This is a genomic window from Microbulbifer variabilis (assembly GCF_052468405.1).
On record NZ_CP174343.1, the window covers coordinates 2,668,912 to 2,681,787 of the forward strand.

Below are 12,876 nucleotides of genomic sequence, written 5' to 3' on the forward strand. Positions count from 1 at the left end.
ATTAAGCACTCACCACTGGCGCCCGCAGCCGGTGGTCTAAGGATATTCTGATGAGAGTTATCTGGGTATTGGCCGCCGTACTGATAGTGACCACTCTGGCTTTCGCGGACTCACCTACAACGCTACCAGATAGTGTTGCAGCAAGAGTTAATGGCGAAGATATATCTCTAGCGGCATTAGACGTATTTGTAAAAGCAGCACGTCGCCACGATAAAGAGGCCAACAGGCGGTCAGTTCTCAAAGGGCTTCTAGAAAGCCATCTACTAGCCACGATGAACACCACGAAGTCTGTAATAGATAACCACAACACTGTAGGCTACGACTACCATACGCAGGTTGAGCAACAGCTCTTCAAACTGATTCGCAGCGCTTACCAGACCCCGCTTGAAAAGACCATGCAATCTGCAAACGTAAACAGCAGTCTGGATTTTCTAACAGCTCCTCTGACACTTAATATCAACAAACTCAAACCAATTCTTCAGTTACAGCAAAAGCTCTATAGCTCCATGACAACTGACCAACGGAATTCAGCGGAGCAGCTAGTGATTGCTCGCTACAAGTTCAGAGATACACAAGCTGAACAAGTATTGACTTTATGGGACTTATATCGTCGCCAGAATATTCAGCTTAAGGTACAGATGCACAGCTTGAATTTGGAATTCATCCGCGAGGCCATAAAGCAACAGCTCACTAGCGCCTATGTGTTAGATTGGTTTGAAATCGGCTCATCCTTGGACCAGGTATCCCGCGCAACCGTCAAACAGTGTATAGAATATGCCCTACAACGTGATCTTCTATTACAAAATATGGGATTGATTCATGATATTCACGATGAAAACCCACATCTCCAAGCTCTCGTAAAATCTGTGACAAAGAAAGAAGTCCATCAGTACTATAAAAAACACAAAGAGAACTTCAAGCGTATTGAAAAGGTTCACGCCTATCATATCCGCCTGGAATCACAAGAAAAGGCCGATCTTGTCTATAAGGAAATCAAAGCCGGCCTGCCCTTTCATAAAGCAATTCAGAAATACTCTAACGCAACAGACCGTAACTCCAACGGCAGCCTGGGGTGGATTGATCGAGAAAACCATCGCGATCACTGGACACTCGCCATGGCATTTAGCCTCCCTGGAAATACAGTCTCAAAACCCTTTCGCAGCCCCCAAAAAGCCGGGGATGTGCACTGGGAAATACTCTGGATAGACCAGCGGGAAGTTAGCTATCAGCCAATCGAGAGCGAATCGGTGCACTATAGAGCCACTAATGCTATTGCTCAGAAAAAACTCCAAGAAAAATTTTATACACTGATATCACTGGCTAAAAAGAATGCATCCATACAATTAAATCAGAGGTTGCTGTCTTGCGAATCTTGCTAATTGTAGTCGCTCTAACATTAGTTGGACTGATCATTACTGCAGTGGCTCTAAATGATCAAAGCATAGCTTTGGATGGGATAGTCGATAGGGACAAACCTAAACCAAATTTCCCTTATTCCACCCAAGCTCACCAACCTTCGACAAAAACCGTAGTTACCCAGTATTCAGAACTCAATGTAAATAATGACTTCGCATTCTCTTCAAACCCTAAAAGCGTAGCTGTGCAATCATTAGCAGAGACTATGAAAACTGGCGATCCACGTACACCTCCACTTGCCCCTAAAAATAATCCACGCACAAAGCCAAGCACTGAAGAACTTGCATCTCGCGATCTCTACCGAGAGTTTGAAGCTCGGCAGGAACAGGCCATATATGCCTCTTTTGCCGCAGCTGCGAAGCATAAAATTACGGAGCTAGAACAACAAATTGAACTAGGGAAGCAGTTTGGTATAAACCAGGAACAACTCTACGAGGCGACTCAAAAACTGGATTCGCTGCGAAAACAAAGAGAAATTATTCTCAGGGATCACCTGGAAGTCGATACCGAATCCCCCACAAAGCAATAGCTATAAAAGTCAGATTTAGACCCTATACGCCTTTATAACTTTTCAGTCTATATTCAAATAAGTCAATAAATTTTCGCAAATGGAAGCTTATAACACTATCATTTCCGGTGTTTTAAACCTGAGTGGAGCCAAGCCAGGTAGGAAGGATAATTGTGAAAGCGGCCCTCCTTCTCTTATTAAGCTTATTCTCCACTTACTCCCTGGCATCCTCTGTCAGGGTCCAATTAATGGACTGGGATAGCATTTGTAAAGTGCAAGTAACTGGTGGAAAGAACCCCTCATTCACAAATTTCCAAACCTACAAAAATGTAAGACGGGGCTGGGAGATTGAGCGCCCCTACCAAATTTGCTACCGTCGCAATGAAGAGCCCTCACAGTGTAACTCAAAAATGACTTTGTGGCGCTGTAAAAGATATGTTGAATCGGATGATCCCAAGAGCAACACTTTCCCGCTATTCTGATTTTTTGAAAAATAGGATTGGATCAAATGTCATTGCAAACTCATAGCGCAAACTAAATATATAACTTAAATTTTAACGGAGATTCCATACGCACTAATAGCCACAACCGCCAAGTTACGACGCTTGATCCAATATACTTAACTTAATCATCCAAGGATTGACCTCAGAAGGAGAAACAAAATCAATCTGCAGTACAATACCATCATCAGAAAACCGATATATCCATTTATTATCAATAAATTTTCCCTGACTAATTTTCCAATCTGGATTCTCTTTCATCTGTTCACTTAACCAGGCTTTTACAGTCTCCACATCACCGGAAACCTGAAATGCGGTATACCAATCTTCCAAGTCGCCATAGCTATATTCCTTAGAAACAAATTGAATTGACTCAGGCAAGTCACCAAAATTCGGCATAATTTTGTCTGCCATTATACCCCGGATATAACCGCCCTGCGGCTGCCACTGGTACTCAATCTTCGCCGCAACACTTCTGGCTTTCTCCATCGTATCAATCTTGCTTACCAGGTATAGAGCACCATCTATTCCGGATGAAAGACCGGCGGTAGTAATGATCTTCCCGTTATCTACAAACTTTTTATTCTTTACCAATTCGATATCAGGGAAACTTTTCTCGAACGAATTGAAGGCTCCACGAATAGTGGTTGCTTTCTTACTATGAAGCAGCCCGGTATTCGCCAAAATAAAGGCACCGTTACATACCGATAGCACATACTGCACCTGCTCAGACTGCTCCTTAATCCACTGCAATATCTCCGGGTTCTCCATCGCTTTATTGATGCCACCCCCAGGGATAATTACCGCATCAAATTGATTCTCTTGATCAAAACTGGCATCTGGAACCACCTGTAATCCCATCGCTGAAGTAATGGTTTCACCATCTTCAGAGATGGTTGTCAAACGATAACGCGCCTGACCAAAAACCTCATAAGGGCCAGCATAATCAATAGTTTGTGCACCATCGTACAATAATATTCCAATATGGAAAGCGTCCTTAGATATAGAGTGGGCCCAAGCCTTACTACTTAAAAGTAATGAGCACAGGGCAGCCCAGAAAAATATTTTCATGGTTATAACCTTAAATTCGAAAGTCAGTTATTTTTAGCAGGAGCAAAGGTTTATTCGACAATTGATCAGACACATCATAAAAATTCCGCTATATGAATAGGGCGCCTCCAGTCGAGGCAGTTGAAAGCATAAATTAATAGCATTAGTCGCAAAGGACATAAAGCCGACAAATTAGGACATCAATTATCAGAGAAGGAGCCTTTCTATCTCATTGATAATATTTAAGCTCGGCATTGGCAATGTTTATATAGGCTCCACTGCCCTATGTTTCTTCGCAACAAACCATATTGCCCGTGCTGGGCCAGTGAGGTCCCTAAATGAATCTATTGAATTAGATCAGCCTCACCCCGTTCACGAGCAATAATTTTCCATAGTTCTTTATAGATTCTGGGGATTAGCTAAGCCTGCTTTTCGGCAAGCACTGCATCTGCAAATAACCCCAACCCATACATTGCGAATAGCAAGAACAGCTAGTTATTCATATATCAGTAAAGTAAAAAACTTTCCCTATATTGCGTATTACCAGGCGGACTACATGTGTTTTAGAGAATGGAGAAACCGCGATTATACTGATGGAAAAGCGGAAAATGAATTACATAGTAGAAGCAGAATAAAAAGAAGAACAAGCAACTTATAATGGCACACAAATATAGTATATTTAGGGCATTTATAGAAAATATGGCATTACCTAGATGTCGATATCACAGTTTCGGTAATGCCATCTAATTGGTGCAGGAATCTGCTAATTAGCTACAGTAAAGTTGCTTGAGGTGCCACTATAGCTGGAAATTTTTCCTGTCCACCCACTCTTCCAGTTTCCGTAATGCTTAATACGATATGTGCCAGCTGGAGTATTTTCACCAATTGTCCACTGCCCTTCAGCAAAGGAACAAGCCAGACAATCTATAGCGGTATCCCTGGTCCAGATAAAACGGGTATCCAAATCATTATCCGTAAGATAGGTTTCCCAGCTACCATTCACTTTTCGCTGAATCTCAATAAACGTGCCGCCAGTCCTGAAATTATTGCGAGGATGTCCAGAGCGAAAAGAGGCGCTCACCATGTCTCCGGCAGAGTAGCTGTTACCGACATCATTCCAGACTTGCCCAAAAGATTCCCAAAGACGCTTATCATCATAAACCACCCCGATAACATGAATCACCTGGTCATTAGATAAATCTGCAGGTGTTGGGCCTGCATCGACTTCCAGATTATTGTTCATGGCATAGGCCATCTCCGTGTAGATTTGCTGGTAAGCTGCAAGGGTGTTGGGGCCAAAGATAGTATGGCCACCCTCATAGTGCTGCATATCAAATTCTTCGTGTGTAGTCACGTAACCGCTATAGGCATTCGCCAGACCGGCAATCACCACCGTAGAGATTCCATTACCCTGCATAGCTGAGAGCACCTGCTCTTCCAAACGGCGCCCCGCCATAGTAGTCATCTCACTGGGCGCAGCAACCAGGGCAAGGGAGCCGATTCGAAACATCTGAAATGGTAAATAGGGTGTGTACAGCTCTTGCCCCACCACTTTACGCTCTACAAAGGTTGGCTTTGGATATTGGCAGGGATCATCCTGAGTCTCGTTGAAAACAGCCACCACAGAAAAAGCGTTCATCAATCCAAATATCGGGAATCCATCAATTACAGATTCAAACAGGCTTTCGCTGCGATCCCATTCTGTACCCTCATTATCTACAGACATACCTTCGAAGATACCGTCAATTCCACTGGGGCCATCCCAGGTAGAACCCGCTGTAAAGGACCAGCCAACCGCGCCTTCACATATATCCTGCTGTCCTACTCCAGTGTACTGTCCCGCCACTGTGTAGCCTGGGAAGTAGATGATTTGATGACGATAGTCCAGTTCCCCTGTCAACTTGTTAGCTGCTGACTCATATAGTGACTGCGCTTTGGAAAACTGCTTTTCTGCAGCCAGCTCTAAACTCGCATATTCACTAGTACCGCAGCCATCTCTGGGGCCACACACATTAGGAGAGGCATCACCCAGGTTGCTGTTGGCAAAAGCCGCCACGAAACCATCTGAGGTATTGGGCTGGCCAGCAGCCCAGGTTTCAAATAGGTAACTGGCCGCACCTTTATGGTCGCTACTCAACTGGCGTTGTTCGGTTCCGAGGGAAACATTGTGCACAGCAAACCAATTGATAATCCCCATTGCCTCATTATCCGATCCCACCAATTTGAGCTGACTCATGGTTTTATTAGTATCGTATTGGTAATTACTAATATCGGAATTTTGTGCGTAAGGTTCTGGGTTGCGATTAACACTGGTATTGAGCAGGGTACCCTGATCGAGATAAATATCGCCTTCCTTCAGGCTGTTATTCGCTGAGACAATAGACTGGTAAATACCCTCCACAATCGCGCTATAATTATCTCCTGCGTAACCCAATGCACTCATATTCAACATTACATAGTGATCGTAACCACCAGGCCCCACATGAGTATGAGTTGCTGTGAGCATGACATTCTCATCAGTGAACCTATTATTGCCATACTTACTTTTAAGTTTGGCGATTACACCCTGTTTAACGCCCTGGGGAATGCCCTGCAGATCCGCAGAGACAAATACTAGGCGCCGACTATTCTGTGGATTCGCGATAATAAACGCGCGGGACCACAAACGGGTGTGAATTCCCTTTGTTGTTTGCCCTGTCTCACCATAGCCAACCATACCAACATCGGCGGCTGGGCCCGTAATATCGTATTTACCAGTACCCAGCAACCAGTCCGCACCGAATGCAAGAGGGGTAGCGCCTACTAGCCCCAAGAGCACCACACAAATCTTGATTATTATTTTATTCATTTTTTCTCCAAATAATTTGCTATAGCGATGCCTATACATAGCATGAGCCATGGAAAGAAGGCTGACCTTACTTGCAAAAATTATTCTGATAACGCAGTGAAAGAAACTGGCTCGATAGCCAGCTTTACGAAGTACAACTACATGACTGTACTTTTATTATTTCTATTATTTCTTCCTGATAGAGACAAACCTATACAGTGAATAGAGCTTAGACAGGTATGACAATATTCTTCCTTGATTCGCACCTTTTTATTAAGTTAATACTTTGGCACGCGGGTTCCATGATACTTCATTTACGCTATCCACAGGTTTGCAATAACTCCCAACAGACCAAAAGCCAGGGTAATTCGCAATGCCAGATCTGCAATTAGGATTTATTAAATATAGATATCATTCATAGGCCGAGGTCGATGTAATTTCCACTTACTTTGAGAGGATCATCGGAGATGACCAGAACGTTTTTAGTTTAGCTTTGATGAATTTATGACTATTCCAACAAAAACGCGCACCAATTTGGAGCGCAATCAGGAACTACCCGAGATGCCTCTAGCTTCCGATAAATTTTGAAGCACTCACGAGCCGACAGAAGATGTGAATCAATAGTCATTTATTCAGCATAACTCCTTTAAACGAAACTTTATCGCCAGGAAGGAGCCTTAGCTGTTGGTACAAATTTAATAATTAGTGGTTTCTTGATGCATATCCGACTCATCAAAGCAAGCATGGTCCCTTTACTTTTATTAGGGCTTTCTGGTCAGGCGCTCGCAGCTACAAGCTGCGACGTGAACCTGGTTGTTCAGAGCCAGTGGAATACCGGTTACATGGCCGCTGTAGTCGTTCGAAATACTGGCAATGAACCCATCAATGGCTGGTCAGTCGACTGGCAGTGGCCCGCAGACCAAGTCATCGATCACTCCTGGAATGCCAAGATTAGTCAAAGCGGCAATATCGTTACCGCGGAGGGAACTGGCGATTTTGCCACCATACCAACAGGCGAGGCGCGGTCCTTTGGGTTTAATATCTCCTACTCTGGGGGCAAGCAGATCCCATCCAAGATAAATGCCAGCTGTAATAAGCAAGCATCTTCGCCCCCAACACCTACTGAACCGCCAACAAGCACTCCACTATCCCCAATTGAGCGCTACAACTACATTCTCGGTACCCAGACAATCAGTCCCAAGTACAGTTTTACCGGAGAAGGCTCCCTTGTGGAGTCTGCCAAGGCCATTCATGCAATGGGCTCGAATTTTCTTAAGATTGCCCTCTCCACGGGCCTGTATGATGAACTACGAGGCAAAGGGCTGGACTACCAATTCAAACGCATGCTTGAAGAAGTGCCCGCTTATCGTGAGGTCCTGGAAATGGATTTTTCCCACTATATGTTTTGGGTGGAAGATTCAGGCTCCTGGATGGACAACAAGGGCATGTCCAAAGATGAACTAACCTGGCAGTACGATAAAATTTATGCCCTGGCTGAATACCTGCTAACGCAATATAACGGATCTGGTAAAACCTTTATGATCGGCCACTGGGAAGGGGATTGGAACCTGGTGCAAAAGGCAGACGGAACCCGTGATGACAACCAGGAAAAAATCGACCCCATACGTATCCAGGGATTAATCGACTGGCTCAATATTCGTCAGAAGGCCATAGATGATGCTAAAGCCAATGTAGCCCACTCCGATGTCAACCTGTATCACTATGTTGAAGTCAATAGGGTTGAATCAGCAATGCAGGGGAAGGAGCGTATTACCAATGCCGTACTGCCCCACACTAATGTGGATCTGGTGTCTTATTCAGCTTATGACCTGACTACCAAGGAAAGACACTCAGACTTCGCCACCTTACATACCGAGTTAACCAAAGCTTTAGATTTCATTAATTCAAAGCTTCCCACCAAGGCAGGCTTGCCATTTGAAAAACGAGTATTTATTGGCGAGTACGGATACGGTGAATCCTGGTTCAAAGACTGGGGCACCCGCTCCGGAGAAGCACAGGATATGCTCTCGCGCAATGTGATTAAAACTTCATTGGAGTGGGGGACTCCTTTTATCTTGTATTGGCAGATGTATGGTAACGAGTATGACAGCTGGGCTAATGAGTTTGTCGGCTACTGGCTGATCGACAACGAGGGGAACAAAAAACAGATTTACCAAACACACCAAGAGTTCTATCGGGACGCCAAACAATACCTGATCGATTTTCAGGCAAAGCAGGGTATCCTACCTACAGAGCAAGAGTTCCGCGCCTACGCACTTAAGTGGTTTGAGTCCACTAAATCCCCAACAACACCGCCAACTCCAGCACCAGACACAACACCTGCACCAAGCCCGGAACCTGCCCCCCCACTGTCATCCTCTGGCCAGTGTACTGTGGAATACACTGTCCAAAATGACTGGGGCAATGGCTTTATGGCTAATGTGGTTATCCGCAACACTGGAAATACCCCCATTGAGAAATGGCAGGTACAGTGGCAATGGCCAGGTAACCAAAAAGTGGCCCATCACTGGAATGCTCTGATAAGCGAAAATAGCGGTACAGTGACTGCCAGCGGCCAGGACACTATTCCTCCAGGCGAGGCTCGGGCATTTGGTTTTAATGGTGAGTACACGGGTGAAAATATTCAGCCAAACCTGACCACTAGCTGCCAGTCCAATAGCGTAACAGAACCCTCTCCGCCAAGTACCCCTATACCTACAGAACCAGAGCCCCAGCCCACTGAGCCGTCCAATCCCAATAAAGGCAATGCCAACAGCATAAAACTCTGGCTTATTGGGGACTCGATCACCTATGGCATGACAACACTACCCTTCAACTCCAATGGCTTCCGCTCCCAAATTTGGCAACATCTCTTCGATGCCTCCAATGGCAAATCCAGTTTCCCGCTTACCGCAAGTGAGAGCAATGGCTCCCTCCAAATTCTCTACAGTGGCAAGCCCATACACACTATCGGAACTGTAAATGGTCCAACTGGCCCAGAGGACTTGGCACAACAAAGCAGGAATTACTGGCATTCGGGAATCCCAGGAGCCACCACAAGCGATATGCTCTGCTTCCTAAACCCTACAGGTCATCAAGTTCCATCTGGCTATAATTTTGCCAACTGCGCTCAATCCATTGCTAACTTCAATTCGGTAGCTACCGAAATGTGCCGGGAAGGCAGTAACAGTGCCGGATGGCTAGGTAACCAAGCCTGCCAGCTGAGTCAAAGCCTCTCCGACACAGATGCCGTTGTGATACCTATCCAACTGGGAACCAACGACATTACTTTCTTAAATATGAATGGCGCCACCAATTGTAGTGCCGCACCTGATATAGGAAGTATCACAGCCAGTCGACTGGAGCAGGTTGTTGCCGGCATATTGTCACCAGCAAATATTACGGATAACTCTACTCTGGTGGGTAAAATATATAGTCACCTTTCTTCATTAGGCATAGCCGATAAAAATATTGCCTTTGTAATCTCGATGATTCCTCGCCGAAGTAATATTGACGGGCAAGACCCCCAAAATTACTGCACCGATTACTACAATGCCCAGATTAAAAATGCGGTAGAAAATGCCAGAGCTTCTTTTAATATGTTCCTGGCAGATCAGGGCAAAATAATCCCTACTGGTGACTCGGTACATCCCACTACAGCAGGTCACAAGGTCATGGCCTGCAACCTGCTGTATGGTTATAGCTATGGGCATTCTGAGAGCTTCAACTGCCCAATACCAGACAGTACTCCAACTTCTGGCTTAGTGAAAGCACTAGAAAGCGTCATTCACTAGTTATACTACGATTAAATAAAGAGTTAGTTGTATAAAAAGACAGGATGGCGGCATGGCACATAAATTTGTGCCATGCCTCTAGACAGAAAAATCTAACCCATAAGAATTTCTCAATTAAAATCACTCTTAACTGGAGCAGTATCATAAATGATAGCTACGGAAGAGAATCCACTTAGGTCAGTAGCAAGGTCAAAAATATCAACCGTGTTAATAGTAGCTGGCTCCTTGCCTTTTATAGTACGCGTATAAGTCATATAAATAGCAACCTGATTTGGATTCATCACTCCCTGCATAATATTTTTTAACTCCAAGTGACGTTCTTCTGTTGCCTGAGTGACATAGGAGTAAAAATCATCAACCTGGCACTCCCCAAATATCGGAGAATAAACCCTCGCACCTTCTGTAAAAACAGCCTTCAAAGCCTCCAAATCACCTTGCTCCAAAGCCGATAAATACTTAAGACATAATCTCTGTATAGCTTCAGAGCGAATTAAATTTTTCATAACTCAAGAAACCCCAGCCTGAAGAGATTTACCATTCAAATAAACATCTTTACCGCTCCTTCCCGGCCAGGGTTTGATCAACCATCTCACCACACAATCCTAAGTAGTTCTTGGGATCCAATAATTCATCCACCTCACTGGAACTGAGATTTGCAGATATTTCCGGGTTTTGTTTCAATAACTCGGCAAATGACTGCCCGCTTTCCACCGCATTACAACAGATCTGATATACCAGGTCATGGGCTTTCTCGCGTCCAATCTTAGGACCCAATCCCATCATAACTGCCTCAGAGGAAACCTGGCCTCCAGTCAGTTTTAGGTTTCGCATCATATTTTCCGGGTACACATTAAGTCCACTTAAAGCAAAGCGCGCTTGCGCCAAGGTTGCAGCCGACAGGCAAAATATTTCAGGAAGTACCACCCACTCAATTTCCCAGGTACCCGTAGCTCGCTCATGATCCTCTTCCATAGCATTGAGCAGAGCTGCCACCTGCTGCCTGATAATCGGCACAATGCCACTGATATAGACTGAAGAGACAGGGTTATGTTTTTGTGGCATCGTACTGGAAGCTCCTCGCCCGGACGTAAATGGCTCTGAAACCTCACCCACTTCTGTCTGCGCCATTAATTTAATATCGAGAGCGATTTTCCCCAGCGTGCCAGTGATCAACCCCAGCAGGCAGGCTACCTCAGTGATTCTATCTCGCATGGTATGCCAGGCAATACATGGCTTCCCTAGCTTAAGCTCCTCCATAATCCCCACCTGTACCGCCAATCCCTGGCTCCCTAACGAGGCCAGATTTCCCGCTGCGCCACCAAACTCCCCAACCAGTGCACGTTTTTTAATTTCTTCTAAGCGCTGCTGGTGTCGATGGAAACCAGCCAGCCATACAGCCGCTTTATAACCAAAAGTTATTGGTACAGCCTGTTGCAAATTACTTCTCGCCACCATCGGCGTATCCCGATACTCTTTCGCCAATTTAGCTAGTGCAATTGAGATTGCTCCCACATCAGTTTCTATCAATTCCAATGCTGCACGAATCTGTAAAACGGTAGCTGTATCAGTAATATCCTGGGTTGTAGTTCCCCAGTGGCACCATTGCCCCAACCCTTTATCGCATAGTGCTACCAGCTGTTGTACAACCCCAAAAACGGGATAACCAATCAACTCTGTCTGTGCCTTTAAGCGTACGAAATCAATCTCATCGGCGTTGCAGTGGCTGCAAATCTCTTTCGCCGCCTCCTCGGGGATGATCCCCAATCGCGCTTGAACTTTTGCCAGGGCCGCCTCGACATCCAGGTAGTACTGAACTCTCTGTTTATCTGAAAAAATATCTCGCATTGCCTGCGTGCTGAAAAGATCACAGAAAACTACTGAGTCAATAAGAGTTGCTGCCACGATCCACCTCTAAAAACCAAGGCAAAGCTTGCAGGTCCTTTGAATTCGCCCGGGCTGGTAGTGCAATGAGATTGCTCAAAAGCGAGACTAGCGGTACAAACAGTCACTTCTCAAAGAAGAATAGACAATAGCATTCGGGGCTTAATGAGCTATTAGTTAGTAGCTATTTCCTTCTAGGTCAACTTAATTGATAGAGAATGCAGGCATCCTTTACTCGGCCCCTGGTCAGATGACTGAGCGTTCCATATATAAAGTACCAATTACATCTACATCAGTGAACATTTGCGGTAGCTAAGTATGCCAATTTTTTTCTTACATACAATCTCTCGCCCCACCCTAGCCAGTAAATCAATCCTCAAAAGCCATTTAGTTAACAGAGAATTTTCTTTCCAATTACTGCCTCGTTAGCAGTCTCTACTCTGAAATCACACCACCTACTTATCGACATAAAATCATGATACTGCCAAGAAAATCCAATTGGTACCAACCATATAAATAGTAAAGAAAACCTTAAGTCACAAAATCCCTACTAACCTTCTAAGCAAGAACATCCTTCCAGTACCACTCAAACTTATGCTTTTTCACTCATACTGGGACTCAACTTAAGCTCCAAGCTCCAATCACAAATAAATAACCCTTGAATTGATTTATATCAATTTATACTTCGATTCGGCTTTACAACAATAAGAGCACAAAAAAATTCAACACCAAATAAATCCTTCAGCCCTACGCCACACACATAAACAAAATATAGAAGCTGACAAAAAGAAATTTAAATTTTCTTGAATTAAAAGCAACTACAAATAAATGGAAAAGAGAAACACAAGAGGCGAAAGCCCATTAACTTCAATATATCAGAAAATAAATACCTACAAGTAG

Annotated in this window: 7 protein-coding genes; 3 read left to right on the forward strand and 4 right to left on the reverse strand. The window is 44.6% G+C overall.

Features of this window, described 5'->3' with window-relative positions; all coding sequences use genetic code 11:
* The first annotated feature begins 50 nt into the window (after positions 1–50).
* Complete coding sequence (locus tag ACJJJB_RS12245; protein ID WP_444946398.1) at positions 51–1,379, forward strand: peptidylprolyl isomerase; 1,329 nt, start codon at positions 51–53, stop codon at positions 1,377–1,379.
* Positions 1,364–1,945, forward strand: coding sequence for a hypothetical protein (locus ACJJJB_RS12250; RefSeq protein ID WP_282952906.1), 582 nt, complete (start codon positions 1,364–1,366; stop codon positions 1,943–1,945). The genes ACJJJB_RS12245 and ACJJJB_RS12250 overlap by 16 nt, the downstream gene beginning before the upstream one ends.
* A gap of 575 nt (positions 1,946–2,520) precedes the next feature.
* On the opposite strand, the gene ACJJJB_RS12255 is transcribed toward ACJJJB_RS12250, so the two are convergent.
* Positions 2,521–3,495 (reverse strand): DJ-1/PfpI family protein, encoded by a 975-nt coding sequence (locus tag ACJJJB_RS12255; RefSeq protein WP_051089500.1) that lies wholly within the window; start codon positions 3,493–3,495, stop codon positions 2,521–2,523.
* Between the two features lie 742 nt (positions 3,496–4,237).
* A complete protein-coding gene (locus ACJJJB_RS12260) occupies positions 4,238–6,322 on the reverse strand; it encodes a neutral/alkaline ceramidase (protein ID WP_444946397.1) in 2,085 nt (694 codons plus the stop codon).
* A gap of 695 nt (positions 6,323–7,017) precedes the next feature.
* Between ACJJJB_RS12260 and ACJJJB_RS12265 the strand changes: the two genes are divergently transcribed.
* Positions 7,018–10,095 (forward strand): cellulose binding domain-containing protein, encoded by a 3,078-nt coding sequence (locus ACJJJB_RS12265; RefSeq protein WP_444946396.1) that lies wholly within the window; start codon positions 7,018–7,020, stop codon positions 10,093–10,095.
* 110 nt (positions 10,096–10,205) lie between these two features.
* Here the strand turns inward: ACJJJB_RS12265 and ACJJJB_RS12270 are convergent, their stop codons facing one another.
* Positions 10,206–10,598 carry a nuclear transport factor 2 family protein gene (locus ACJJJB_RS12270; RefSeq protein WP_444946395.1) on the reverse strand — a complete coding sequence of 131 codons (393 nt, stop codon included), beginning with the start codon at positions 10,596–10,598 and terminating at the stop codon, positions 10,206–10,208.
* A 49-nt stretch (positions 10,599–10,647) separates the two neighbouring features.
* Positions 10,648–11,997, reverse strand: coding sequence for a 3-carboxy-cis,cis-muconate cycloisomerase (pcaB, locus tag ACJJJB_RS12275; RefSeq protein WP_445364994.1), 1,350 nt, complete (start codon positions 11,995–11,997; stop codon positions 10,648–10,650).
* Positions 11,998–12,876 lie beyond the last annotated feature (879 nt).